General features: G+C 50.0%; 29 protein-coding genes. 12 read left to right on the top strand and 17 right to left on the bottom strand.

Translation table 11 applies throughout. The annotated features are described in order from the left end of the window. Positions 1 to 184: 184 nt before the first annotated feature. On the top strand, positions 185 to 1,078 hold the full coding sequence (locus HHL17_RS12990) for an alpha/beta fold hydrolase (RefSeq protein WP_169225138.1): 894 nt from the start codon (positions 185 to 187) through the stop codon (positions 1,076 to 1,078). 73 nt (positions 1,079 to 1,151) lie between these two features. Here HHL17_RS12990 and HHL17_RS12985 read toward each other — a convergent pair whose 3' ends face one another. The 5 genes from HHL17_RS12985 to HHL17_RS12965 all read right to left on the bottom strand — a co-directional run bounded on the left by HHL17_RS12985 (position 1,152) and on the right by HHL17_RS12965 (position 8,509). Next, complete coding sequence (locus HHL17_RS12985) at positions 1,152 to 2,795, bottom strand: SusD/RagB family nutrient-binding outer membrane lipoprotein (RefSeq protein WP_169225137.1); 1,644 nt, start codon at positions 2,793 to 2,795, stop codon at positions 1,152 to 1,154. Positions 2,796 to 2,806: 11 nt separating this feature from the next. Next, entirely contained in the window at positions 2,807 to 5,902 is a 3,096-nt protein-coding gene (locus tag HHL17_RS12980) for a SusC/RagA family TonB-linked outer membrane protein (protein ID WP_169225136.1), read from the bottom strand. A 475-nt stretch (positions 5,903 to 6,377) separates the two neighbouring features. Next, a complete protein-coding gene (gene asnA, locus HHL17_RS12975; protein WP_169225135.1) occupies positions 6,378 to 7,358 on the bottom strand; it encodes an aspartate--ammonia ligase in 981 nt (326 codons plus the stop codon). A gap of 378 nt (positions 7,359 to 7,736) precedes the next feature. Further along, entirely contained in the window at positions 7,737 to 8,039 is a 303-nt protein-coding gene (locus HHL17_RS12970) for a hypothetical protein (protein WP_169225134.1), read from the bottom strand. 65 nt (positions 8,040 to 8,104) lie between these two features. Then, positions 8,105 to 8,509, bottom strand: coding sequence for a putative quinol monooxygenase (locus tag HHL17_RS12965; RefSeq protein ID WP_169225133.1), 405 nt, complete (start codon positions 8,507 to 8,509; stop codon positions 8,105 to 8,107). Positions 8,510 to 8,604: 95 nt separating this feature from the next. Here HHL17_RS12965 and HHL17_RS12960 point away from each other — a divergent pair, with 95 nt between their 5' ends. Then, a complete protein-coding gene (locus HHL17_RS12960; protein WP_169225132.1) occupies positions 8,605 to 8,961 on the top strand; it encodes a winged helix-turn-helix transcriptional regulator in 357 nt (118 codons plus the stop codon). On the opposite strand, the gene HHL17_RS12955 is transcribed toward HHL17_RS12960, so the two are convergent. Beyond that, positions 8,958 to 9,893, bottom strand: coding sequence for an SRPBCC domain-containing protein (locus HHL17_RS12955; protein ID WP_169225131.1), 936 nt, complete (start codon positions 9,891 to 9,893; stop codon positions 8,958 to 8,960). The two genes, HHL17_RS12960 and HHL17_RS12955, sit on opposite strands and share 4 nt — an antisense overlap. A gap of 139 nt (positions 9,894 to 10,032) precedes the next feature. Here HHL17_RS12955 and HHL17_RS12950 point away from each other — a divergent pair, with 139 nt between their 5' ends. Together HHL17_RS12950 and HHL17_RS12945 are read left to right on the top strand one after the other, a co-directional pair. Then, positions 10,033 to 10,638, top strand: a complete 606-nt coding sequence (locus HHL17_RS12950) for a 5'-methylthioadenosine/S-adenosylhomocysteine nucleosidase family protein (RefSeq protein ID WP_169225130.1) — start codon at positions 10,033 to 10,035, stop codon at positions 10,636 to 10,638. 11 nt (positions 10,639 to 10,649) lie between these two features. Continuing rightward, a complete protein-coding gene (locus tag HHL17_RS12945; RefSeq protein ID WP_169225129.1) occupies positions 10,650 to 11,225 on the top strand; it encodes a thioredoxin family protein in 576 nt (191 codons plus the stop codon). Here HHL17_RS12945 and xth read toward each other — a convergent pair whose 3' ends face one another. The 3 genes from xth to HHL17_RS12930 all read right to left on the bottom strand — a co-directional run bounded on the left by xth (position 11,226) and on the right by HHL17_RS12930 (position 13,112). Beyond that, the gene (gene xth / locus HHL17_RS12940) at positions 11,226 to 12,002 is read right to left on the bottom strand and encodes an exodeoxyribonuclease III (RefSeq protein WP_169225128.1); all 777 of its coding nucleotides are present in this window, start codon (positions 12,000 to 12,002) and stop codon (positions 11,226 to 11,228) included. Between the two features lie 65 nt (positions 12,003 to 12,067). Further along, positions 12,068 to 12,559, bottom strand: a complete 492-nt coding sequence (locus tag HHL17_RS12935; RefSeq protein ID WP_169225127.1) for a hypothetical protein — start codon at positions 12,557 to 12,559, stop codon at positions 12,068 to 12,070. After that, complete coding sequence (locus HHL17_RS12930; protein WP_169225126.1) at positions 12,546 to 13,112, bottom strand: hypothetical protein; 567 nt, start codon at positions 13,110 to 13,112, stop codon at positions 12,546 to 12,548. Before HHL17_RS12930 ends, HHL17_RS12935 begins: the two co-directional genes overlap by 14 nt. Before the next feature lie 277 nt (positions 13,113 to 13,389). Between HHL17_RS12930 and HHL17_RS12925 the strand changes: the two genes are divergently transcribed. Continuing rightward, positions 13,390 to 13,722 carry an SMR family transporter gene (locus tag HHL17_RS12925; RefSeq protein WP_169225971.1) on the top strand — a complete coding sequence of 111 codons (333 nt, stop codon included), beginning with the start codon at positions 13,390 to 13,392 and terminating at the stop codon, positions 13,720 to 13,722. A gap of 54 nt (positions 13,723 to 13,776) precedes the next feature. Next, positions 13,777 to 14,256, top strand: a complete 480-nt coding sequence (locus tag HHL17_RS12920; RefSeq protein WP_169225125.1) for a copper resistance protein NlpE N-terminal domain-containing protein — start codon at positions 13,777 to 13,779, stop codon at positions 14,254 to 14,256. 151 nt (positions 14,257 to 14,407) lie between these two features. On the opposite strand, the gene HHL17_RS12915 is transcribed toward HHL17_RS12920, so the two are convergent. Next, positions 14,408 to 15,058 carry a hypothetical protein gene (locus HHL17_RS12915; protein WP_169225124.1) on the bottom strand — a complete coding sequence of 217 codons (651 nt, stop codon included), beginning with the start codon at positions 15,056 to 15,058 and terminating at the stop codon, positions 14,408 to 14,410. Positions 15,059 to 15,063: 5 nt separating this feature from the next. Next, positions 15,064 to 15,573, bottom strand: coding sequence for an RNA polymerase sigma factor (locus HHL17_RS12910; RefSeq protein WP_169225123.1), 510 nt, complete (start codon positions 15,571 to 15,573; stop codon positions 15,064 to 15,066). A gap of 265 nt (positions 15,574 to 15,838) precedes the next feature. Here HHL17_RS12910 and HHL17_RS12905 point away from each other — a divergent pair, with 265 nt between their 5' ends. From HHL17_RS12905 to HHL17_RS12895, 3 genes are all read left to right on the top strand, one after another. Next, the gene (locus HHL17_RS12905; RefSeq protein ID WP_169225122.1) at positions 15,839 to 17,167 is read left to right on the top strand and encodes a hypothetical protein; all 1,329 of its coding nucleotides are present in this window, start codon (positions 15,839 to 15,841) and stop codon (positions 17,165 to 17,167) included. Between the two features lie 76 nt (positions 17,168 to 17,243). Beyond that, positions 17,244 to 18,221 (top strand): 3-keto-disaccharide hydrolase, encoded by a 978-nt coding sequence (locus HHL17_RS12900; protein WP_169225121.1) that lies wholly within the window; start codon positions 17,244 to 17,246, stop codon positions 18,219 to 18,221. Between the two features lie 197 nt (positions 18,222 to 18,418). After that, the gene (locus HHL17_RS12895; RefSeq protein ID WP_169225120.1) at positions 18,419 to 19,168 is read left to right on the top strand and encodes a metallophosphoesterase family protein; all 750 of its coding nucleotides are present in this window, start codon (positions 18,419 to 18,421) and stop codon (positions 19,166 to 19,168) included. Here HHL17_RS12895 and HHL17_RS12890 read toward each other — a convergent pair. Continuing rightward, positions 19,151 to 19,996, bottom strand: coding sequence for an AraC family transcriptional regulator (locus tag HHL17_RS12890; RefSeq protein ID WP_169225119.1), 846 nt, complete (start codon positions 19,994 to 19,996; stop codon positions 19,151 to 19,153). The genes HHL17_RS12895 and HHL17_RS12890 overlap by 18 nt on opposite strands. A 65-nt stretch (positions 19,997 to 20,061) precedes the next feature. On the opposite strand from HHL17_RS12890, the gene HHL17_RS12885 reads away from it, so the two are divergent. Beyond that, a complete protein-coding gene (locus tag HHL17_RS12885) occupies positions 20,062 to 21,249 on the top strand; it encodes an MFS transporter (RefSeq protein ID WP_169225118.1) in 1,188 nt (395 codons plus the stop codon). Positions 21,250 to 21,251: 2 nt separating this feature from the next. On the opposite strand, the gene HHL17_RS12880 is transcribed toward HHL17_RS12885, so the two are convergent. Continuing rightward, positions 21,252 to 21,944, bottom strand: a complete 693-nt coding sequence (locus HHL17_RS12880) for a class I SAM-dependent methyltransferase (RefSeq protein WP_169225117.1) — start codon at positions 21,942 to 21,944, stop codon at positions 21,252 to 21,254. Positions 21,945 to 22,001: 57 nt separating this feature from the next. Then, positions 22,002 to 22,571: a Crp/Fnr family transcriptional regulator gene (locus HHL17_RS12875; RefSeq protein ID WP_169225116.1), complete on the bottom strand. Its 570-nt coding sequence runs from the start codon at positions 22,569 to 22,571 to the stop codon at positions 22,002 to 22,004. A gap of 95 nt (positions 22,572 to 22,666) precedes the next feature. On the opposite strand from HHL17_RS12875, the gene HHL17_RS12870 reads away from it, so the two are divergent. Then, on the top strand, positions 22,667 to 23,392 hold the full coding sequence (locus tag HHL17_RS12870; RefSeq protein ID WP_169225115.1) for a hypothetical protein: 726 nt from the start codon (positions 22,667 to 22,669) through the stop codon (positions 23,390 to 23,392). Between the two features lie 3 nt (positions 23,393 to 23,395). Here HHL17_RS12870 and HHL17_RS12865 read toward each other — a convergent pair whose 3' ends face one another. Genes HHL17_RS12865 through HHL17_RS12855 form a run of 3 tightly spaced genes read right to left on the bottom strand, consistent with a single transcriptional unit; the run spans position 23,396 to position 25,175 of the window. After that, positions 23,396 to 24,172, bottom strand: a complete 777-nt coding sequence (locus HHL17_RS12865; protein ID WP_169225114.1) for a hypothetical protein — start codon at positions 24,170 to 24,172, stop codon at positions 23,396 to 23,398. Positions 24,173 to 24,181: 9 nt separating this feature from the next. Beyond that, the gene (locus tag HHL17_RS12860) at positions 24,182 to 24,586 is read right to left on the bottom strand and encodes an NUDIX hydrolase (RefSeq protein ID WP_169225113.1); all 405 of its coding nucleotides are present in this window, start codon (positions 24,584 to 24,586) and stop codon (positions 24,182 to 24,184) included. A gap of 25 nt (positions 24,587 to 24,611) precedes the next feature. Further along, positions 24,612 to 25,175, bottom strand: coding sequence for a peroxiredoxin (locus tag HHL17_RS12855; RefSeq protein WP_169225112.1), 564 nt, complete (start codon positions 25,173 to 25,175; stop codon positions 24,612 to 24,614). Positions 25,176 to 25,298: 123 nt separating this feature from the next. On the opposite strand from HHL17_RS12855, the gene HHL17_RS12850 reads away from it, so the two are divergent. Then, entirely contained in the window at positions 25,299 to 25,958 is a 660-nt protein-coding gene (locus HHL17_RS12850; protein ID WP_169225111.1) for a GNAT family N-acetyltransferase, read from the top strand. The last annotated feature ends 59 nt before the right edge of the window (positions 25,959 to 26,017 follow it).

The raw sequence follows: 26,017 nt of genomic DNA, 5'->3' as shown, positions 1-26,017 counted from the left end.
ATTGACGAAAACAGGCTACGGATGGATTAAATGCTGTGTCGGGCCACTCCTGGGCAGCCCAACAGGCCACATCTGCTGAAAGCACTATTTCATCCTTGATAACAGGCTTTTTGTCACATTGATTTTTATCATCCCTGCAGAATAATTCACTTTGTGCCAGCTTCAACCAATAAAACAACGCTATATGATACCATTTTTCAAATACGTACCTGTCCGCATTTTCACGTTCGTTTGCCTGTATCTGGCTATGATCAGGCCCGAAGTACATGCACAGCACTATTCCTTCGGCATCAAAAAAGAAGGCAAAGGCAAAGTCATTATTTTCATCCCCGGCCTGTATTGCTCTGGCGAAGTGTGGGACAAATCTGTTGCACATTACCGTGATCACTACACCTGCTATGCCTTGACACTGCCCGGATTTGCCGGACAGCCTCCCATCAAGTCTGACAGCATGATGACAACCATCACCCGTGAGCTGGCAGGATTTATCCGGGATAATAAACTGGAAAAACCCACCATCGTCGGCCATAGCCTCGGCGGCTGGATAGCCCTGCAGCTGAGCATCCTGTACCCCGACCTGCCAGGAAAAGTGGTGACTGTCAGCGCCGGCCCTTTCTTCCCGGCATTCGCCATGGGCCCGGACGCTACCCCGCAACAAACGCGCGAAATAGCCGCCAACATACAAAAAAGTATGGCCACCCAGACACCGGAACAAACACGTGCCAGCCAGTTGATGATCCTTCCCAGCCTGATCACCGACAGCATCAACCGTGTCCCTGTGATGGATATGGCGATGCGCAGCCATGCCCCTACCCAGGCACAGGTGATGTATGAACTGTACACCACCGACCTGCGTCAGCAGCTGAACCTGATCACCTGTCCCTTGCTGGTGCTGGCAGACTGGATAGGTTATAAAAACTACGGCATCAGCCGCGACATGGTGCTGGGAAATTATCGCTCACAATATCAGAAGGCGCCCCAAGCTGTTATTTCGATGTCAGATGATGCCCGCCATTTCATCATGACTGATCAACCTGAATGGTTCTTCAACCAGGTAGATACCTTCCTGGGCCGCTAACCGGAAACCCTGTTTAAAAGCAACAGCCGTCCCATTACGGAGACGGCTGTATGTTTTTTATGCGATATAAGATTTATTGTGCTTTGTTCCACCATACCGGTTTGGTGAGATAAGCGGGCGTATTCGCCGTAGGGTCTGCCTTCAATACCTGCTCGATGTTGTAGTTGATTTCATAGCTGGCAATGGCCAAACGGCGGGGCCAATCCGTCTGTGCCGGATAATACAGGCTATTAACATGGGTAGGGCGTTTAAAGCCTTTATACACGCCTACGGTTTCGTTGTAGTTGCCCGCACCATCCGCACAATAGTTGAGCCGGCGCAGGTCCGACCACAGTTCCGGCGAATAGGACAGCGCAATGTACTTCTGGATCATGATATTGCTCAGCGTCAGTTTGGCCGCATCTTGTTCTACGGAAGTACTGTTCAGGAAAGCGTCAATAACGCCCGCTTTAATGCCCATCAGGCTCATATGCGCACGAATACCAGCTTTATAGGCCGTCAGCGCTTCGATGTTATTCCCTTGTTTAAATAACAGCTCCGCCTGGATGAAACGCATCTCTGCGTTGGTCAGCAGCAACCCTTTGCTTCCACGGCGGGTATACCAGGTGCCGGTAGACTGTATACGGTCGTTAGCACCAGCAATAGCCGGCACTCTACGCATCACTACATAGATGGAGTCCTTATTGCTGAAGCTGTTCGTCTTGGCATTATAAGTATAGGACAGCGGTCCGTTCGTAGGCACGCTGGAGGCCATGTCTACGCCCATGGTGCGGCGCAACACGCCGGTACCGTCTGCCTGGCTGGGGATCAGCGAGTCCAGGCGGGGATCTTCCATATTGCTGGCGCCGGTGGGGGCGCCGGTATATTTGTTGGAAATATAATCGATGTACAGTTTGGTCACCCTGGCGGTAAGCCCTGTATTGGAGTATTGCAACGCTTCCTTATTGGTAGCCGGAACATCCGGCCCTTCATCGATATACTGCCGTACCGTGCTCTGATCTTCTGTTTGCGGGCCTTTAGCAGCGGCATCCAGCACAGCCTGGGCATTAAACCCGGTCTGCTGGGAAGCGTGCAACAGGAAACGTGCTTTCAGGCCATAAGCCAGCCGTATCCAGTTGTCCACTTTACCATTGTTGTAGGTATCGCCGACAGACAGCGCTGGCGCTGCTATACCTTGTGTTTTCTGCAGGTCAGCAATAGCCTCGTCCAGCAGGCCCAGTACTTTCTGCTGGATATAATCACCCTGATCGAACTTAGGTGTCAGTATCTGCGGATTATCAAATTCATCATAAGGCAGCATACCGTATACATCTGCCAGCGTACCAAAACCCCATGCCTTGATGATTTTAGCCACGCCCATGTAGTGATAGGCCTGTACTTTCTCCGCGGCCGCGATCAGCGGCGCTACATTCACCGCGGTGTTCACGTACCAGCATTGCCAGGGCCAGCCCGCATTGGCGCCGTTAGACACCCAGGCAGTGAGGTTATAGTTATTGCCACCGTTGGCATATACGGTAGCCAGCTGCTGTCCGAGGAAAGCAGTGCGGGTACCGGTACTTTCGTAGGCGTCGCTGAACTGCGCCAACAACGAGGGCAGGCGCTGCTCTGCTGCCGGCACGGTAGAATTGGCACTGTTAGGATTATCGTTGATATCCACCCACTTCTTGCAGGAACTGAAAGCGAGTGACAGACTGAGTATATATGCGATTCTTTTCATTTCCGTAACATTTAAAATTTAAGGTTTATACCAATCGCGAAACCGGAAGTAGCCGGTACGCCGCAATAGTCAATACCTACAGAGCCAGATCCCACCACACCGGCGCCGGCGGCGCTGGTTTCGGGGTCCATACCGGAATAGTTGGTAAAGAGCAGCAGGTTAGTACCAGAAGCGGTAATGGTAGCATCTTTCAACCAAGGGGCACGGGTAAGGGCTGATTTAGGCAGTGAATAGGAAAGCGATACGGAACGCAAACGCATCCAGTTCACGTTCTCAATAAAGAACGGTGCGTTATTGGTATAGATGTCCCGGTAATATTTCTCTGTGGCTTTTACTGTTTTGGTCACCGGCTCAAACTTACCGGTAGCCGGATTCTTCGCCATGCCGCTGAATGTAACGTCTTCTCCTCTGTTGGCGGTACGCTCGCTCAGGCCATAGGCTGTCAGCAGGTATTCGGTACCGTTATACACGTCGCCGCCTATACGGAAATCCCACAGGAAAGAGAAATTAAACTGTTTGTAGCTGAAGCTGTTGTTTAAACCGCCCAGCAGTTTCGGCTCACGGTTGCCCACGTACGAAGTGGTGGAGGTAGATGTCAGCGGATAACCGGTATTCCAGTCCAGCAGCAGGTTACCGTTTTCATCGGTCTGCCATTTGGAGCCGCTGATACCCATAAAGGTGCTGCCGTCGAAAGAGGCGGCTTTGGCATTGCCCGCCTGCACGTCGGTCACGTACAAGATAGGCAGTGCACCCGGCAGGGCTTTCACGACACCCTTGTTTTTGGAAGCATTCAGCATCACATCCCAGCTGAAGTTTTTGTTGCGTATAGGCGTTGCATTGATACTGACCTCAAAACCTTTGTTCTGTATCTCGCCGGTATTGACAGAGCTGAGGATATACCCGGTGGCATTACTTACACGCGGTGTCAGGATCTGGTCTGTACTTCTGTTCTGATAGTAAGTCACATCCAGTCCCAGGCGGCCTTTCAGGAAACGCAGCTCGGCGCCGAATTCGGTAGAGGTGGTGGTCTCCGGCTTCAGGTTCGGGTTACCGCGTGACCAGAAGTTGCGATAGCCGCCGCCAATAGTAAGCTCGGGGCCAAACAGGTAAGTCAGCGTCTGATAGGCCGGCGCATCTTTACCTACCTGTGCCCAGGAAGCGCGGATTTTACCGAAGCTCAGGATGTCGTTTTTAGGCAACAGTTCTGTGAAGACCAAACTACCGCTGAAGGAAGGATAGAAGAACGACTGGTTCTGCTCCGGCAACGTAGACGAAATATCGTTACGGCCCGTAGCACTCAGGTATACAATATTCTTGTAAGACAGTCGCAAGTCACCGTAGAAACCGGCCAGGCGTTTACGGTTGATGGCCTGGTTGATATACTGGTTCTTTTTATCCGCATTATTGATGCTGATAAAATTAGGCAGGGAGAAATTTTCCGCACGGGCAGAATTGGATTTCAGATAAGTGTCTTCCGCAGTCGTACCTGCTATGAGGTTTACATCCCAATCCTTGTGGAAGGTCTTGTGGAAAGTCACCATCAGGTTGGAATTCACATAGCTGTAGTTCTTATCTGTTTCGGCCAGCATACCTTTCTGCCACGCTTCTTTTACGCTGGAACCGGGCTGGATAAGGTTACGGAACTGTGTGGTATAGTTGTCTACCCCGAGGCGATAGGTCACGTCCAGCCAGTTGGTAATTTTTACGCTGGCATAGGCAGAACCGATAAAACGGTTGGTTTTGTCGGTTTGCGGATTACGATTGATGATCCAGTAAGGGTTGTCCACATCGGTGTCCAGTGGCAGGTCTGGCAACAGCCGGTGTTTGGTGCCATCAGGATTGAGCCACACTTTCATATCATCGTTGCGGGGCCAGGCGATGATACTTTCCATATAGCCGGTGCCGTTAGACCCCCACAAACCGGTACCGGTAAGGGTTTTCTGCGTAGCGCTGGTAGCGTAGGACGCATTGAGGCCGAAAGTAAAGCGGCCGATTTTCTGCTCTCCGTTGAATCGCACGGTGGACCGCACATAGTCAGTCGTGGGCACTACACCGGACTGGTTAAGGTTGGAACCGGACAGGAAGAAGTTGCCCGTCTGGGAACCACCGGAAACCGTGAAGCTGTTATCAAAAGCATGGGCATTCTGGAAAAAATCACCCATGTTATTGTAAACCTGTTCTCCATCTTTGAACGGATCGCCCCAGGATAAAGCTGTCTGGCCGTTGAACGTGCCATTATAATAGGAACCTTGTTTATAACGGCCCTGTTGTTTGGGCAAACGGTTTACCCAGTTATTGAGATAGCGGCTGGTCACAGAAGCGGTGACGTTGCCGGCGGTACCTTTTTTGGTGGTGATGATGATGGCGCCGGCAGCAGCACGCAGGCCGTAGAGCGCAGCGGCAGCGGGACCTTTCAGCACAGAGATGGACTCGATATCTTCAGGGTTGATGTCCATCGCGCGGTTGCTGTTGGTGGTGGAAATGTTGACAGAGCCGTCGAAAGCACTGTTGTCGCCTTGACCGGTGGAGTTGTCCATCGGCATGCCATCGATCACGAACAACGGCTGGTTGTCGCGCTCCAGGGAAGTACCGCCGCGGATAACGATAGAGGCGGAAGAACCGGGCGCACCGCCGGAGTTGGTGATGTTAAGGCCCGCAATTTTACCATTGAGGGAGTTAACGAGGTTAGCATCTTTGTTTTTCAGCAGTTCGGCGGATTTAATGTCCTGCACCGAATAGCCGAGCGCCTTTTTCTCTTTTTTGATGCCCATAGCGGTTACCACCACCTGTTCCAACGCGCTGGCAGACGTTTGCATGCGAACGGTCAGTTCACTGCCCTCCCCTACTTTGACGCTTTTGTTTTCATAACCGATAAAGGAAAGTTCCAGGCTCTCCCCCTCCTTTGCCTCAATGCGGAATATGCCTGAAGCATTCGTCAAAGCATTACGGTTCGTGTTTTTGATCCTTACAGTGACACCAGGCATGGGGCTGCCGTCTTCACTCAATACAGTGCCTAGCACTGTTTTCATCTTCTGGGCATAAGCCGACCCAGGAGACAACAGCGTCACCAGTGATAGCATCACCGATAACCAGAGAAGTTTTCTCATGTTTTCTTGTTTTAATTGATCTCGAAATTTGGTTGATATGCGCGTTTAGATGTAGAAGTCATCGCTGTGCTGCTCCCCCAGGACTGAAGCCCTGAACTATAAACTGGTATTGATTGGAAACAGGTACAGATAGATGCTCCCTCATAAAGGGCCGGGTATACAGGTTGACAATTTTTTTTAGATTTAGTTTAGATTCTAGTTGACATATTTCTCTGTTAAAGATAAGGGGAAAAGCAGGTTTCAAACAATAGTAAATTCACGGCAACGGCCATATTTTTTTCTTTATAATACAATTATGTATGTATGATGGGGAGACTTTTTTGTTTTTGGAAGAACGGTGGAAGAAATTATCACTGCGCAGTAGCATCATATAGGCGTCTCCGTTGTTCCCGTCATCACTACAACTCCCATCATGAAAAAGTCCCAAAAAGCCGCACGCCTTTTGGGACTTCTCAATATTTCAATATTTAAATATTTAAATATTTTCCGGCCAGATACAAGACTGTACATCAGAGATATGTTTGCGCTGCAGCAGGAACATGCACAGGCGGGACTGCCCGATGCCGCCACCCATACTCAACGGATATACGTCGTTTAATACATTGCTGTGGAACAACAATTCACTTCTGCTTCCGCAATCTTTCAGCGAAAGCTGTTCACGGAGAGCACCCGCATCTACCCGGATACCCATGGAAGACAGTTCCAGCGCACTATTCATGGCCGGGTTCCACAGGATAAGGTCCCCATTCAGACCATTGAATCCTTCTTCGTTGGCTGTAGACCAGTCATCATAATCAGGGGCACGATCATCATGCACTGCCCGATCCGACAGCAGACCGCCGATCCCCATGATAAACACGGCGCCATATTCCTTCGCAATGTGGTTTTCTCTTTCTTTAGGTGTAAGGCCAGGATAACGTTTCAGCAGTGTTTCACTATCAATGAAATACACAGATGAAGGCAGGTCCAGTGACTTTTCGTGTGCTTCTTCCAACATGGCGTTGGTATCCAGAATTGCCTGATAGATCTGCTCTACCGTCTCCTTCAGGTAACTGATGCGGCGATGTTCCACCAGGATACGTTTTTCCCAGTCCCACTGGTCCACATAAAAGCTGTGAATAGGTGACACGACTTCATCCGGACGGATAGCCCGCATGTCTGTCACGATGCCTTGCTCCGGCTCCAGTCCAAGCTGATGCAGGCGCATACGTTTCCATTTCGCCAGTGACTGAACAATTTCCACCGGATAGGGAATATTTTTCAGGTTGAACTTTACGGGTTTTTCCACGCCGTTCAGGTCATCATTAAATCCTGTACCGGATTGAACGAACAAAGGGGCAGACACTTTAGTCAGCGACAGCCGTTGGCTTAATCGTGCCGGGAAATAATCTTTAATGAGGGATATTCCCTTCTCCAAATGGAGGATATCGTTTGTTTTTGCAGTTAGTGTGATCATTTTGTTAGTTGATATAAGATTGTTTTGGATATATTTCAACGTTTAATGCAAAACTATAAATATTCACTAACAAATCATCACATCTTGAAATATTTTTTCAATAAAAACAGGAAATACTTAATGAAAACCCATAAAAACTATGCAAATTTTGCAATTTTACTATACGGATCTTGCTAAGATATTTTAATATATTGATTATCAATACCATACAAACTACCAACAAAATCCGTAAGGGGGTAGGAAACTATTAAAGGGAAGGAGAAGTACCAAAAGCAGAAAGGGATAAAGTGGAACATTTGAGGGAAAAGCGCCAATACAAACGCGGCGCACGGGCGTAGAACAGCCGCACTACTCCCCGGCGCCGCGTCTGCAATGTCCTTAATGTATATTCGCTTCCAGCCACTTTTTCAGCGTTTCCCGCTCCTCTTCTGTCAACTTCACTTCGTTGCCGAGTGGCATACGTCCTTTTACAAATACCTGTTTATAGATATCCTTTGCATTTCTTTCCATGTTCTTTTCTTTGAAAATGCGGAAAGGGTTATTGCGGACATGACAAATATTGCATTTGGTCTGAAGCACCAGCAGGGCTTTTCCTTTATCTTCTTCCGGAGTAGTAGGAGTAGTGGCAGTGGCAATGTGAGCAACGCTTAACAGGGCAACGAGTATGATCAGGTATTTCATTGTTTTTAATTTTACTCAAAATTACCTGTCGCCGTACCCGGAAAATAGAACAAAACCGACAGCCCTTATTTTTTTACGGGCGTGATCAGTTTACCGGAATACGCTTCGATATCACTGGCCAGCCATGCAGACACTTGTCCCATAAACCTTTTCAGGTGCGGCTGCTGCATATGCTTATCCAGATCGGCCTGTGAACGCCATACTTCATAAATGAAAATAGCGCCATCTTTTTCTTCATGGATATTATACACCAGGTTACCGGCTTCCGCGCGGGTAGGCGCTACCAATGCCAGCAACTCACGCCGGAGCGTGGCGGCATGTTCTTTTTTAGGACGCAGGAAACCATAAAGGCTCACCGCAGCAGTGGTATCTTTGGCGGTGTTCATGGCAGAAGGTTTTACAGCATAGGCCTGTGCAGGAAAATAAAATGCTGTTATCAACAACAACAGGGCGATCATTCGTGTGTACATTTGTCTTGTTTTTATCAACAGGTGCAAATGTAAAGCCATCCGCTATTGTGTTGTATCTTAGCACCCAATTGTAGGATACTAACAGTTGTGTAAGTATGAGTAAAATCAAGGAAAACTCTACCCATCAGGCCAACAAAAACAGTCTTGGTGAAATATGCGCGGAAGTCTATGCCATCAACTTGCTCAGCGGGCAATGGACGCTGGCTATCTGTTGTCATCTGTTCGAAGGCAGGTTGCGCTTCGGGGAATTGAAAAAGAGAATACCGCAGATCACGGAAAGAATGCTGACGCTGCAGCTGCGTAAAATGGAAGAAGACGGACTGGTGACCCGCACCGTTTACCCGGAAGTACCGCCCCGCGTGGAATACGAGCTGACGGAAAGCACCCATGAATTAAAACCTATTTTCCAGCAACTGCAAGCCTGGGGCGACAGGCATAAAGCCCGTCTTTAGACCGTTGCCTCGCAAAGTTTTTTAATCAATACCAATACAGTACCCCAATAGTAGTTAACATGCCGGTCCGTGGCATATTTGCCGGTATTCGTCTGGGTAAAATCCAGCACCGTGCCTGCTGTGGTGCTGGTCAACCGGAAAGTGATAGTGCCGTACTGCCCCGGTTCATCCGGCCTTTCGGAGAGGGAGCTCCAATGTGTATAAACCAGCAGTTTTTCCGGTTCCAGTTGTAATATCACGCCTTTGTTTTCATAAGCAATACCATGCAGATCGCCGGTAAATACCAGCGGACTGCCCACCTGCCAATCGGACTCGATATGCACCGGCGTGTCCATCATCCACCGCCCTATTTTTTCAGGGTTGGTCAACATCTCCCACACCGTGGCTGCCGATGCCTGAATACAGACCGATTTGTTCACGGTATTGCCGGCAAACAACGCCGCATCAATTCTTTTTTTCTGCCGCAGGTGATGCTGCATATGCAGCTCCGCAAAACGCAACCACTCCGCTGCCGTGAAATACCCCAGGCCCGGATGCTTCGTTTTGCCCGTCGCGCAAGCAAAATCACCATCGCGGCACAGTTCCGCAATCGCCTGTTGAATGGACAACAATCCTTGCCGCAGCTGGTCAAGGCTTTCCGGTTGTGGAATAAACGTATTGGTGGCCGGCCCTGCGATTTGTATATCCGGAAAGCCGTTGGCCAGTATCTGCCTGCCTTCTTCCGTCATTTCCTGATCTTGATGCGCCTGGCTTACGAGGGCAGTAGCGACCTGTTCTACAAACCAGCCGGTATCGTCAATGATATGCATATATACCTGCCCGAGTGACCATGCCGCCGCCTTCGTAGGCCGGCAGATCATCTCCAGTGAATAATCGTCGAGAAAGGCCACCCATTGCTGCAGGGTGTCATTAAATTGTTGCTGTGGGCCCATAGTATGCCTAAAGTAATAAATGTAAGTCAATAACACCGGTATCCCTCAGGTAACCACACCCTCAAAACACCGCCCCGGTACCGCATTTTAACGTAACTTTGCGGCAGTTTTTAATTACCAACACAACCGTAGAACACATATGATCCAGGGACCGTCAGTACAGACGCAGCATATCACCAGCCTGTTGAACCAGCGACCACTTTTTGTCTTTGCCCTCAGCTCAGAAGCAGCAGAAGAATTCAACGAGGATAATATCCTGATTGCCGGCATCGGAAAGGTGAACGCTGCTTTTAACCTGACTAAAAAGATACAGGAAGAAAGACCCGGACTGATCGTTAACCTGGGCTCTGCCGGCAGTAACACTTTCAAACGCGGCGAGGTAGTATGCTGCAACCGTTTTATACAACGGGACATGGATGTTACCGGCCTCGGCTACCGTAAATATGAAACGCCTTTCTCCGACCTGGAACCAGTGCTGGAGTACGGCCTTCACCTGGACGGCTTTCAGCATGGCATCTGCGGTACAGGCGACAACTTCGAGACAGGCCACACCACTGTCGATTACAATGTGATCGATATGGAAGCCTACTCCCTCGCGATGGTCGCCATGAAAGAGAATATACCTTTTCTGTGCCTGAAATATATCACGGATGGCGCCGATGGCGGTGCAGCAGAAGAATGGAGCGTACAAGTACACCATGCCGCTGCTGCCTTCCGGAAAATTATTTCCGGCCTTCAACAATAAAAATGTGAGAGATGAACTTTACAGACTATTTGCAGCTGTTTGAAAACATCCTGCAAGACGCGGAACCGAAGGCTCCTTACAACAACCCGGATTATTTCAATTACACCAAACTCAACTGGTCAAGACAACAACGCTGGCTGAAAACCGGCGTAATTACGGACGCTGTCACAGCTGCGGTAAAAGATATCACCACACCGCAACAGTGGGTGATCATCACCGAACCATGGTGTGGCGATGCAGCACATATTGTGCCTTTCCTTCACAAAATAGCAGCACTGAATCCGCTGATCACGATCGACATACAGTTACGCGATACGCCGCCCTTCCTGATCGAACAATATCTGACCAACGGCACCAAGTCCATCCCCAAACTGATTATTCGTGACAACGATGGTAACGATATGGCTGTATGGGGCCCCAGGCCTGCCGGTTGCCAGGTGCTGTACAACCAGCTGAAAGCAGAGAAAGCAGACTTTGAACGGACGAAGATCGAATTGCAGCAGTGGTACAATGAAGATAAAGGCCAAAGCTTGCAGGCTGAACTACTGGAAGTACTGACAGCGGTACAGAAAGTCAGCGTAGCGTGATCATACACTTTTAAGCTCTATCCATACCGGCGCATGGTCGCTGGACTTCTCCCATCCCCGCACGTGACGGTCTACGCCCGCGGCAACCAGGCGTTTATCTACCTCGGGGCTTAGCAGGAAGTGATCAATCCGCAGGCCGGCATCTCTTTCGTAAGCATTACGGAAGTAATCCCAGAAAGTATAAATCTTCTCGTCGGGATGCAGCTTGCGGATGGCATCTGTCCAGCCTTGCGCCACCAGCGTATGGAAAGCCGATTTTACTTCCGGCCTGAACAAGGCGTCATCCACCCAGCGCTCCGGTTTGTAAACATCGAGGTCAGTAGGCATCACATTATAATCGCCGGTAAGGATGACCGGTGTTTTTTGCGAAAGCAGTTCCTGTGCATGGTCCGTCAGCCTTTTGAACCAGCTGAGCTTATAGTCGAACTTAGGCCCTGGTGCAGGATTGCCATTGGGGAGGTACAGACAACCAATCAATACGCCGTTGATAGCAGCTTCCATGTAACGGCTGTGCACATCTTCCTCATCTCCCGGCAGCGTCCTTCTGATTTCCTGAGGCACTCCCACTTTCGATAGGATCGCAATACCATTCCAGCTCTTCTGGCCGTGCCATATCACGTCATATCCCGCCTCCCGGATAGCCAGTTCCGGAAATTTCTCCTGTGGCGCTTTCAGCTCCTGCAGGCAGGCCACGTCCGGCGCAGACTCTTCCAGCCAGCGTAACAGCACCGGCAAACGGGCATTGATGCCATTGACATTATAAGTAGCGATTTTCATGGGAACAGGTCTTGGTTAGCTATCCAAGTTAACTAAAAAAATCGGGAAGCCCTGACAGGACATCCTTAACGTGTAAACAATCCCCTGTCCAGTTTGGTGATATTAAATACCGAAGAATCTTTTGCGGTGTATATAAATTTCCCGCTGGCGTCCACGGCCAGTGAAGCATCGTCGATAACGGGATTAAATACCGGTTTATGCCGGAAAAACACCTCCATCGAATCCAGCAGCGAATAACCTATTTCAAGATGGGTGAATCCTGACTCTCGCATATCTTTCACCGCCCTGCGGGCTTTGTCGCCCGAATACTCAAACTGCTGCAGCGTGGCCGGAAAACATTTCCGGGTAATCCAGTAGTCCCGCATCGCTTCGTTGAACAACATCGACGGATGGATTTTTTTCCGCCCTTTCTTCACTTTTATAGGGATATAGTCCGACCGGTGCTCTCTTCCGTTAACACTAAACCCTTTAAGAGGCCCCTGAGAACAGGCTGTCCAGCCAATTGACAGCAACATCAGTGCGACAGCGTATAGCCGTGTACGTTTATTTGATAACATATCCTAACATTAATTGCGCGCGGGGTTGTACCTCCCATCTGCGGAGATCACTATAATATACAGGGCCGAGACCAAAGCGGGCATCAAAACTAAAATGTTTGCCTACGCCCCGTTGCATCCCCCATAGCGGCTGTAAGGAAAATGCCCATTGGCTGCGCCCCATGTTACGGTTGGCAACGGTCCCAAAAAAGTAGCTCCCGCTGATAGCGAAGAAATTTCCGCTGTTGTTGCGCATAGATTTGCCTCTGGCAAGGCGTTTACGCAGGTTGTAATAAAAACGTTCTTCCAGTCGGGCTACGGGGACAAGTTCATATCCCCAGTCACCTCCGTAATAATCACTGTAGGTATAGTAATAGTAACCCACCAGGTCCATCTCCGCGTGTAAGGAGGTCCGGTGCGACAACTTCCTCTCCAGCGAAAAGCCGATACCCGGCAGCATCAGGTTGCCTTTTATCTGCAGGGGTTTCAATCCATTGTCCGGCAGGGAATCTTTCTGGGCGGCAGTGGTCAGGGGCAAAGTACTCAACAGTGCAACAGCAATCAGTTTGGTCATTGACATAAGTAAACACAAAGTATAGGAAATGCTAATTTAAGCAAAACCGGTTATCCGAAAAAGAATAACCGGTACTGGATTAAACGGTCCGTCTCCCTGTTAGCGCATGTCCTGAGGTTAACTACCGGGGATAAACGATTTTAGCAGGATGTAGTGTCCCGGACTACTGCCGGTAACTCCTTGATGCCTATACGTTTTTGTATGAAGCGCCTGTTTTTTCATCAGATAAAAAAATTTTTTTCCGGGGCACATCTGCTATTTTAGCCGTAAACCGAAGCTGATGAAATACGTACTATTACTGATAGCCATTGTAGCAGAGGTGATCGCGACTTCCGCCCTGAAGGCCTCCGAAGGGTTTTCCCGTTTCTGGCCTTCCGTCACCGTCGTTGCCGGCTACGCCATTGCTTTTTATTGCCTGAGCCTTACCCTGAAACAAATCCCGCTGGGCATTGCGTATGCCATCTGGTCCGGCCTCGGTATTGTGCTGGTGTCCATCATCGGGGTGGTGATGTTCCGCCAGAAGCTGGACACCGCGGCCATCATCGGGTTATTATTCATCATCGTTGGTGTGATCATCGTGAACCTGTTTTCCAAAACTTCTGCACACTGACCCTTCCCGTCAAACAAACCCGGGCATACCGCTGTTAATGCATAAAACTGCTGTATGAAAAAAACACCTTTTTTCTTCCTGATCTGTACGGTAGCTGCCGCTATCACACTGGGCTGCAACAACAGCAATACTTCCAGCCAAAAAGAAATGCCTGATTCTACAGCTCCCGAACCTGAGCCTTTCCCTAAAACAGCCGCTTTTAATGCCGGCACTTTTAAGGGCACTATTCCCGGTGGCGCCCAGAAAAGGGACGTATCCATTACCTTCCATGCAGACTCCACTTTCACCATGAAAGAAAGTTATCTGTCCAAAGAAGGCAAGCCGGAACACGAGATGGACAATACCGGTAAATGGAGCTATGATGGTGTCAGCAAAAGCATCTACCTGGCTTATAAAAATCTGGCTGACCGGGGCACTTCCTTCTCCATCATTGATGACAACACCATTCAACTGCAAGACCACTCCATACAGGCCCCGGGACAGGCGGAAAAAACCGGCGGGCCTGAATACACCCTGCGCCGCCAGCAACCGTGATGCCCATGGTCCCAGGGCTAAAGCCCTGGGCTACGATTTGTTTGATCGTGTGGATTACGTTCGAAGATATTTCCGTGGATGTCTTCAAGATGTTTCCGAAGATGTTTCCGAGGACGATACGAAAGAGACCATCGTGCCTCACTCCACCCGCTCATTTTCCTTCCCGGAATGCCTTTATTTCTTCCAACATTTCCAGGGACCGGATCACAGGCGTCCATTCCTTTCCCTCAAAGAGCCATCGGAACCATTTACGGTCTTTGTTTTCATAACGGATATTCACAAAAAGCCAGATCGCCGCGATGGTAAAACCAGCCGTCACGATCCCTTGTATGGCCAGCAGCCATGCATTCTCTTTAATGAACATGGCCGCGTGCAGGTAAAAGGTAGTCCACACCGGCAGTTGCAGCCATAACAAACGGGCGCACCATAAGGTAGAGGATTTCAGCCCGGACAGTTTTTCCTGCGTGTCCAGTACGGGCCCTGAAATATCTATTGTTTCGATCAATATCAGCTGATAGAGATAAATACCGATAGCGATGGTGGTGAGCAGGGACTGAATGCCCATTGACACCAGGAAAAACGGACTGGCGGTGTTAAACATGCTGACCAGCAGCGTATCAATAAATGCCACCCATAAAATGCCCGCCAGCAGCGCAAAATATTTAATGGGTCTCATGGAGGCGATAGACGAATGGATTTTAATGCCGGTAATTTCTGCTGCGTTTTTTTTGTTAAGGAACAGGTTTTCGTCCAAATGCTTTTCGTACGATTTCCAAAGATGAATGATGTCTGTGTCTTGCATGACGATTACGTTTTAATACGTGAAAATTGCTGTCTCAGCAATACTTTGATCCTGCCAATCTTCGTCGCCACATTCGTCACGGAAATGCCCAGTATCTCCGCAATTTCGGGGTGGCTTTTTTCTTCCAGGTATAAGAGTATCAGCGCACGGTCCAGCTCCCGGAGGTCGTGGATGAACCGCTGCAACAATTGCAACTGCTCATCTGTTTCCGTTGCCGGTCCGTTGTCCACCATTTCCAGCACCGTAGCTTCCAGCCTGTCCGCTGCAGCCTGACGGCGGGTTTCCTTACGGTAAAAGGAAATGGCCACATTCAGCGCAATACGGTATATCCAGGTGCTGTACCGCGCCTGCCCGCTATCATAATGCCCAAATGCTTTCCATAACTGTATAATGATCTCCTGGACCAGGTCTTTCCTGTCCTCCGCCTGCCTGCACCAGGCATTGGCCACCTTGTAAATGATGCCCTTGTGTGCCTCTACAACGGCCAGGAACTGATCTGTGATAACTGAATCCATTGGTGAAAAATAATGTTACTATTTAATTGTTCGCCGGATAAAGAGAAAAATCACAGGACAGAGGGTATTTTTACGGAAGGGCCTGTCTAACAACATGTTAATCCGACGTTAATCGTTGGTTTTTAGGGAAATCAGGAGATTTAAAAGTTGGTTCTGCTGTAGTATTGCAGTAACATGGTGAGGACTGCACCGGCTCCACCACCATCTATTAACCGGCCCTTCCCGGCCTCCACGCAAACTGTTGACTACAACTAACCAGACCACTATGAAAAACGCTACACTGCTGCTACTGAGCATTTTTCTGTACGCACCCTGCACTGCACAAAACAGGGACATCAACTCCACAGGACTGTACATCCATACGGACAAACACGTCTATACGCCCACAGAAAAAATATGGTTCACCGGCTACCTGCTCAATATCCAGGCTACTGATACCCTTCCCTATCATACACTCTTCGTAGCACTCATCAATCCCAACACCCATAAACCTGTACTCAACGAACGTTTTGCATTTGACCGCGGCGTCTGCAAAGGCATGCTGGACCTGCCGGACAGCCTCCCCGCCGGCGACTACGCCCTCGTAGGTTACACCAACAACTACATCGCTGATAACCACGAACAGGAATTCCAGCAATGGATATCTGTCCGCAAACCACATCAGCCCCCCTTTAAAATGAAAAAAACACCGGCCGATACCGCCCGCACGGCTACACTGAAAATACCTGATTCCAATATCTGCATCCAGCTGGAAACAGACTCCGCTGCCTATCAGCAACGAGGCATGGTCAACTGCCGCGTGGTACTGACCGACACCACCGGCAAAGCCATACAGGGACTGTTCTCCGTGGCCTGCGTATGCGAAAAAAGACTGCGCAAACACGACAAATGGGATATCTGCCATTACTATTACATCGACCAGTACCGGCTCCCCGCTTCGATAGATCTTTCCACTGCGCAACAGGAACTCAACCCGGTCAGCGGCTTCGTCACCAAAGGCACTAAAAAAGTGAAAAAGCCCATCCCCATGCTGCTGATGAAAAACAATGAAATGATTACCCTCAAAACCAATAAAGACGGCATTTTCTGCCTCAACTCCTACCAGCTGTACACCGCTTCCGGGCAACCAGATGCCATCCTCAGCGTGGTGAAAGGTAACCAGTCTGAATTTAAAATCAATTTTCTGAATGATATTGAAAGAGTCAACTATCAACTGGCTAAAATCAACTACCCCTATACCCCCGAAGAAATGGCTGACAGCACACTCTTCACGCCGGAAGAAACAACAGCGGCCACCGTCATCACACCCGCTGCCGCCAAACCTAAAATACCTGCCCCTCAACAGGAACCCGGTTATGTGAAAAAAGTGAAGCCGGTATACCAGGCACCGGAATTCCAACAAGCCAGCGACACCGTCACTACCCGTAATTACAACACCACCCAGTACTGGAACCACCTGATCAATACCGACGAAGAAGGCCACGCCAATTTCTCCTTCCGGCTCAACGATCTCCCGGGCGTATTTGTGTGCGTCATCCAGGGCATCTCCACCATGGGCGTGTTCAGTAAATACCTGCGGTTTGTGGTAAGATAGGCATTTGTAAAACTGCGAATAAGCGCTATCTTGTTCTGCTGAAAGATTTCACGAATCAGCTAAAAACATGATACATATGCGCAGAAACATCCTGGTACTCGGCATGAGCGGCTTATTAACACTGGGAGCCATGGCTCCGGCAATGGCATCCGGCCGGCCGCAGCCCCACACCTCTCAGGCGCCCACAGATGCTAAAGCATTGATTGGCCGCTGGGACATCACCATCGACGAAAACGGCAAATCCGCCCCTTCCTGGCTGGAAGTGAAACTCTCCGGCTTCAAAACCCTCGTGGGATATTTTGTAGGCACCTCCGGCAGCGCCCGGCCCGTTGCTAAAGTCAATTTCGACAATGGCAAATTCAGCTTCTCCATCCCACCACAGTGGGAAGGCGGCAACCAGGACTTCCTCATCGAAGGTGAACTGACCGACGCCGGCATCCAGGGCACCATCACCACCAGCGAAGGCAAAAAATACAACTGGAAAGGCGTGAAAGCACCTTACATGAAAAAAACCGGCACAGTAGCATGGGGTAAACCCATCGACCTGTTCAACGGTAAAGACCTCTCCGGATGGAAAGCCGCAGGCAAAGAAAACCAGTGGGTAGTGAAAAACGGTATCCTTACCAGCCCCCATTCCGGCGCCAATCTCGTCTCCGACCAGCAATTCACCGACTTCAAACTGCACGCTGAATTCAGATACCAGAAAGGCAGCAACAGCGGTATCTACCTGAGAGGCCGTCATGAAGTACAAATCGAAGACAGCAGTCCGGACACACACCCGTCCAGCGTACTGTTCAGCGGCGTATACGGCTTCCTCGCACCCAGCGAGATCAACGCGCTTGGTCCAGACAAATGGCAGACTTACGACATCACGCTCATCGGACGGATGGTGACCATCGTAGTAAACGGTAAAACCGTGATCAACAACCAGGAAATCCCCGGCATCACCGGCGGCGCACTGGACAGCAACGAAGGCGAACCCGGTCCGATCTACATCCAGGGCGACCACGGTCCGATCGAATTCAGGAAACTCGTGATCACACCAGCTAAATAAGATTTAGGAATTTTTTGATTTACGGATTTTGGAATTTATTTGGATATGTTATCATTGATAAACCTCCAAATAGCAAAATGCCTGAATAAATTCCAAAATCCGTAAATCAAAAAATCCCTAAATATTTGTACAACTTTTCCTGCGATTGATACCACTTTTCTGTACTCCCGCTTTCCTACCTTCACCCCAAAGAGAGGATGATGAAAATAGCCGTTATTAGTGATATCCATGGTAACCTGCCCGCACTGGAGGCCGTACTGGAAGATATTTCCCGCTATGGGGCCGACCAGCTCTATTGCCTGGGCGATCTTACCGACGCAGCTCCCTGGCACAACGAAGTGATACAACGGGTCCGTAACCTGCGCATTCCTACCATTATGGGCAACCACGATGAACGCATCGCTTTTGACCTGCCGGTAAAGCCCCTGGCCAAACACGGCCCGGAAGAAAGAGACGCCCGGCTGACAGCCATCGAATTTACCCGGAACACCATTACGGCCGATAACAAACAGTTCCTCCGCACACTGCCATCCCTCTTACATCTCAGCTTTGGCCGTTACCGCATTTTACTGGCGCACGGCACTCCCGACAGCAACGAGACCTATCTCTACGCCGATCACCCGGAAGCAGCCTTGCTGGAAATGATGAATAACGCCGGCGCAGATATCCTCATCACCGGGCATACGCACCTGTCGTATATCCGTGCCATTGGCAACGGACAGAAAATTGCTATTAATACCGGCTCCGCAGGGCGCAGCAAAGAGCCCGACCGGCTGGCGGCTTACCTCCGGCTGGAGATCTGTAACAGGAACGCACCTACGTTGCCCGAACTGTTCCATGCAACGATACGGAAAGTGGAATATGATATGAAATTAACGCTAACGGGCATACGTAATAGCCCCGTACCGGATTTTTATGCTGATTTCCTGTCAGGCGTCCTCACCTGATTTTAACTGTGCCCGGTAAGAGCGGGGGTTGATACCTTTCATTTTCCGGAAGAACTTATTAAGATGACTGAGGTCGCCAAATCCATACCGGACGGCGATTTCCTTAATACTCATGTCACTGTACCGGAGTTTGTTTTCGATCTGGCGGCTTTTATATTCATTGATATAATCCCGGACAGAAGTGCCCAGCTCCTGTTTAAACAGTCCCTGTAACCGCGCCTTTCCCATTTGCAGCGCTGGCGCCATCACCTCCAGCTGCAGCTGTTCAGGACTGGCGATATGTGTATGGATATAATGCATGGCCTGTGTGAGCGCCACAGAGCGCTGCGGCCCCTGTTCCGTTTCCGTGGGCAGTTCCGCCAGCATCGCCAGCACCCCCCGTATCAAATGTAACACCCCTTCGTTGGATGGCACCGGATGCAGCGTCCATTCTGCCGCAATCACCAGCATCACACTGCCAATACGGGCCAGCGCTTCCGGCATGGCTGCCGGTGCGCCATGCGAGCGCGTAGCCACGATCAGCTGCTGAAAACGTTGCTCCCATAGCTCTTTGGCAGCTGCCTGTAATTGTTGCCCCAGGTATACATTGGTAAATTTCAGTACGGTGAATTTCGTTTCCTGTTCAATGAAAAAGATGTGTTCATCTTCCGGTGCCAGCGCATAGACACAGGGGCCTGCATAACGGAAAGTCTCCCCATTCAATTGGTGCGTACCTTCTCCGTGATGAATAAAGATCAGCTCAAAATGATTGTGGTTGTGCAGTTCAAAGGGCCATTCCTTTGTCTGAAAATGCCGGATAAACAAATCGTCGTGCTGGATCAATCTCATTTTGATACAAGTAATATCCTCAAAAGTACAAGTTTTCCGCAGCCCTGCCAATGTAGGTTTGTAAGATGAAAACAACGCCTTACCATCCTTTCACCATCCCGCTGATGGCTATTTCCGCCGGTGTGGTGGTGGCCAACATCTACTACAACCAGCCCATCCTGAATGATATCAGCGCCGCTACCGGCGCTACTGCCGGCGAAGCCGGAAGGATATCCACCCTCGCCCAGCTGGGTTACGGGCTGGGCATGTTTTTCGTGCTGCCATTGGGAGATAAGCTGGACCGTAGAAAACTGATCACCGGGCTGACCAGCCTGTTGTTTCTTTCGTTGTTGCTATTAAGTTTTGCGCGCAGCATACAACTTATCTGCCTGCTCAGCTTTTTTGTGGGCATTGGTTCCACGCCAGCGCAGATACTGTTGCCCATGTCGGCAACTATCAGTACCGGCGACAGGGGCAAAACCGTAGGGCGCGTGTTTGCCGGTATTCTCATTGGCATATTGGGCGCACGGGTAGTGGCCGGCGTCGTGTCTGACCTGCTGGGCTGGCGTTACGTATTTGCCATATCGGCGTTGCTGGTACTCATCGTGACCATACTCATGTATCGTTACCTGCCGGTGGTACCGCCGAAGTTCCAGGGCAGTTATCCACAACTATTATCATCTACCATAAAACTCATCGGAGAATACAGCGTACTGCGCCAGGCAGCCCTGCTCGGTGCTTTTACGTTTGGCACGTTTTGTTCTTTCTGGACAACGCTGACTTTTCACCTGAGCGCTGCACCGCTGCATTATTCCGCCTCCCGCATCGGGCTGTTTGGCCTGATCGCTATCGGCGGAGCGCTGGCGGCCCCTCTCTTCGGTAAACTGGCAGATAAGGGACAGGTGTATAAATCCCTGTTATTTACCGTATCTATGGTCATTGTCAGTATTCTGCTGCTGAAAATATTTCCACATTCTATCCTGTTGCTGTCTGTTAGTATCTTCCTGCTGGACGTAGGCGTACAAGCCACGCAGATCACCAATTTCACACGGATATACAGTTTGCATGAACATGCCCACAGCCGGCTTAATACCGTATATATGACCGCCTACTTTATGGGCGCGGCCCTTGGCACCTCGTGTGGTGTGGCAGCGTGGCAGTATGGTGGTTGGGACATGGCCACCTGGCAGCTGCTGTTATGGAGCATAGTGGCATTGATCATCGTGGGATGGTCTGCCAGAGCGCGGGCCCGCATAGTGCCTACTGAGCAGTAAGTTTATTCCATTTTCCGTCCTTCAATGAATATGGTACTGCCAATCAGATGGCTTTGGAGGAGGAATGGCCGCTGATGGAACAATGACAATGTTTGCGCTGCGGAGTATACTTCTCCGAATTCATGTATCAGCCGCAGGGACGACATAAAAACGCGGCTGATCTTTCGTTCATTGGTCATGGAATAGAAGTAACACCTCCCGCCTGGCTTCAGCACGCGCAATGCTTCGTCCACAAACTCCCGCTTGTTGTCAAACAGATGGATGGTGCCAAAGCTGCAAACGATATCGAAAGTATTGTCGGGGAAGGGCAGCTGAAAAGCGTTGCCCTGCAACAGCTGTATGTGGGAAGGCAGCTGGCCGTTATCGGCAGACAATCTGGCCCGCGCTATTTTCAGCATTTCAAGGGAGCGGTCCAGCAGTATACAATCATTGCTGGTGGCCCTGTACAGCTGTGCTGTCTGCGCAAGGCCGCCACAACCGATGTCCAGCACGGTACCGGCTGTACGTAGAATAGCTTTGGCTGCAAACTCCTGGTAATCGTTACGGGAGGTATCCCAAAAGAGGCGGTTGAACCAGTGGGTACTGACCAGCCGCTCATAATAACCGGCCTTAAAATCATAGGATGCACCTCCAGTATTCTCCAGACAGGTGTAAATGCCCCGTGTAATCTGACGGAATGGGTCTGTTTCGCTCACTTCACATAGTTTTCAGCAAAGGTAGCGGACAAACATCCCCGGGCAGATGAACCTGGGTTAAGAAATACGTTTGCGGATACGGCTGAGGGCCTGCGGTGTGATACCGATATAGGAAGCCAGGTGTTTCAGCGGCACATACCGGAATAGCTGCGGAGATTTGTTGAGCAGGTCCAGGTAACGCTCTTCCGCTGTCTTCATTAACAACGACAGCTCCCGTTCTGATTTAAAGAGCAGCATTTGTTCCGTTGCCAGCCTGCCTATCCGTTCTACGATCCTCAGGCGGTCGTACATCCGCTGCATATCATCGTAGTGAATACGCCACAGTCTTGTTTCGGTGATGGTTTCACCGTAATAACGTGAAGGTTGGCGGGTATAGAACGAACTGTACACGCACATAAACCAACCATCAAACCCAAAGCCGACGGTAGTTTCATCGCCATTGGCATCTTCCACATAAAAACGTACCACACCACTGTCCACGAAGGTGAGGTAGTTCTCCGTTTCCCCTGCCTGCAGATAGAAAGTTTTGGCGGGATAGGTTTTGGGTTCAAAACAGGCAGAAAAAATGTGCCAGTCTTCTTCAGAGATATTTACCTGTTGACGGAGATATTCGTGCATGCGCTGCATGGCCGTAGTATTAATGGGCTGTAAACTTAGAGTTTTCTGACCGGGATTACAAAAAATGGATACTTTTGTTGTTTGCCAACAATCATCCTTTACTTATGAAAAAGACCCTTCTTATTTTGTTAACCGCGGCAGGACTGTCTGCCAGCGCACAGGACTCCACCAACATTTTTCCGGGCAATGGCAACGTCGGTATCGGCACGCGGACGCCTAGCCGTAAACTGGACGTAGTAGGTACCATCGTCGCTACCAACCCGGTTGGTTACTCCCCCGATCCCACCCTCGCCCTGTATAACAACGACAGCCATTTTGTGCTGATCAGCAGCAGCTTTGGTGGTCAAAACTATTCCAGCATGATGCATCCCGGTGATCAGGGCATTGTTTATTCCGGCGGCACCAGCGGGCGCGGCAGCTTTGTGATTACACCCTGGGCAGATAACTACGACGGCCTGCGCATCGATAACCAGGGAAATGTTTCTATCGGCACTGACCGGACAGGCGGGGCTAAACTGGCTGTCAACGGAAATATACTGGCACAAAAAATAACCGTTAAAAACATCAGCAACTGGCCCGATTATGTTTTTGGGGAAGACTATCACCTGCCCTCTCTGCAGACACTGGAGGAGTATATCAGGACCAACAAACATCTGCCCAATATTCCGGCAGCAGCCTGCGTAGCACAGGAAGGAATAGAACTGGGAGAGATGAACCGCAAACTGCTGGAGAAAATTGAGGAATTGACGCTATACATCATCCACCAACAGAAACGTATAGACACACTGGAAACAAAGCTCGACCAATTGGTAAAGCCTGCGGCCCGGTAACGGCTATTTGTCCAGCAGTCCCAGCTGACGGGCAATGGTCCGCCATTCGTCACTACGTAATTCGTGCCGGACCATTTCCCGAAGCAGGGTTTCCTCAATATGGAGATCAAACCGTTTTGCGATCGCCTGTAAAGTACCAATGCTGTCGATGTTATAAGGCTCAAAGGTATTCATGAACCATTTGGAGAAATAGTGCGCAGCCGGACTGGTATAACCGGAAGGATATCCGCCCTGCATCCTGTCTTCGAAGAGGATGCGGCCGTAGTGATAATGGACCTTTTCTTCCATGGTCCAATGAGTGTACGTTTCCTGCAAGAACAGATCAAATTTCCGGTTGCTTTCTTCCTGTTGCAACAGGCTGTCCACATCGCGACGCATCTCTTCGAAATAGTTATGCGGTCGGGCGTTTATCCGTTCCACACGGATGCCATGGCTCAACTCTTTCCCATCGCGGAATAATTTGATGCGTATGGTTTCCGCATCCTCGTCTTCCACCGTATAGCCGTTAAAGTGGGCCGTATCCTGGAATATGTGTTGCACTTCAGCTTTAATGCCTGCGTCATCGAAATGATAGCGGAAAACGGGGAGTGTTTGTTCCCGTTCTTCGCGGCTGATCAGTGTTCCTTTGTTTTTATCGAAATGGATTTCCTGCCAGCCTTTTTCAGGCAAGCGTTTGAAGACAATGATCCTGTTGGGGTACACGGTTTCCCGATGGATGGTGATCTCCTCTCCTTCTTCTGGGATAATATTGACAATGTCGTTATGACGGATGACTTTCATATGTTGCAGTTAATCTACCAGGCCATCCTGTTGCAGTTTTTCAAATGCCAGCAATACGCCGCGCACCTGGTGTGGTTCTTTTCTGTAAGTCTCGAGGCTGAAGAAGCGCACGGCGCCTATTTCTGCGGATGGTTGCGGCGTTTGCCGCAACTGGTGCAGGAAGCAGTTCTGCCGCATCTCCACTTCTTTTTCCCCAAAAGCAGGCGCCGTGATGTGATAATACCATTGCAGGCTGTCTTCCGGGAGGTCCATATTCAACTCTTCCTTTATTTCCCGCTGCATAGCTTGCAATGGTGTTTCACCAGCATCCACTTTTCCGCCAGGCAGGTACCAGGCGCCTTTATTCTTACTGAAAGCCAATAACAGCTCCCTGTTTTCTACTACAATCAGGCCAACACAATCGATGTAATTCATCCTGCAAAAATAAACAAAAGCAGGTTTACCTGGTAGTTGTCTTCAGATAAGCCAGCACTTCATCAATATTTTTATCCGGCGGAAATACAGGGTAGAAATGTTTGCGGATGTATCCGTTTTCAAAAACCAGCGTCACCCTTTTAAGGAGTATCAGCGAGTCCACGTAATGCATAGGCAGGTTGAGCGCTTCGCTGAAGTGTCTATGCTCATCGCTCAGCAAATGGAAGGGCAAGTGTATGCGTTCCTGTTCGGAGCGCTGCATCTCCGGTGATTGTGTGCTCATGCCGAAGACAGTTGTCTGTAAACGCTGCAATTCCTGATAGTGGTCCCGGAAAGAGCAAGCCTGTGGCGTGCATCCACGGGCGCCGGGAATTTCGTCCCATCCCGGTGGCAACGGGATATGTGAAGGCCCTGTCATCGGATAACAGTAAATCACCAGTCTCCCCGGGATGTCCTGCAGGGATACCATGGTGCCATCGGTAGCTGGTAAGTGTATATCCGGTATCCGCAGGCCATCAAGATGATCACAGGCGCCGTCATCTTCAGGGGCTGGCAGGTTGGGCGGTAAATAAGTCAAATCTGTTTCCATGGCTTCCAATTTTTGATGTCAAAATTAGCTCCCTGTGAGAACATGTAACAGATACAGAATTTGAATATTTTACTATAACAGATGTCTTTGGGAGACATCAAATGCCTACCTTTATTGTGCCTCATGACAACAGATGAAACATATGAGCAAGCAGACCCTCATGTAGTGGAAACATGGCTGAAAGGTTGGTCACTGGCGCGGGAACTCCCTCTTCCAATAGCCGACCACGGCGGACTCCGGGTAGATGTAGGATGGCCCGACCAGCAAAGGCGATACGTTTTTTCTGCACTTGGCCCCGGGTTATTTCACTTCGCCAACACCATTTTCCAACCGGCGGTTTTTCTCAAAGTATGTGCACCGGCCTCCCTCGTAAGACCCGTACTTCCGCCCCGTTGGGAGATACAGCGCCCCGGATTCATGATGACCTGCACCCTGCCTGTACGCCCTTCCCATGTACAGTTGCCCGAAGGATACTCCCTTTCTGTTGATACCGCCAGCGCCGGCCCCATTGCCACCATATACGCGGCCAACGGCGAAACAGCAGCCAATGGCCAGCTGGCTATCGTTGACGACTATATTATTTACGACCGCATCGCGACTACGCCGGCACATCAGCGCCGTGGACTGGGAAGCGCTGTTATGACCGCCCTTACAATAGAAGCCGTCTCGCGTGGCATCAGAAAGGGCATACTCGTGGCCACACCCGCCGGTAAAGCATTGTATGAAACACTCGGCTGGAAAATGTACTCGCTGTACACCACTGCAGTTATCCCGCAACCCTGACACAACAAAACAACCATCCGGTTGTTAAGTCTTCACACAACTCCGTTAAACCGCTTAAA

The sequence above is a fragment of the Chitinophaga fulva genome (assembly GCF_012927205.1).
Lineage (GTDB): Bacteria > Bacteroidota > Bacteroidia > Chitinophagales > Chitinophagaceae > Chitinophaga > Chitinophaga fulva.
Note: the sequence above shows the minus strand (reverse complement) of the source record. Positions and strands in the feature narration are given on the sequence as shown.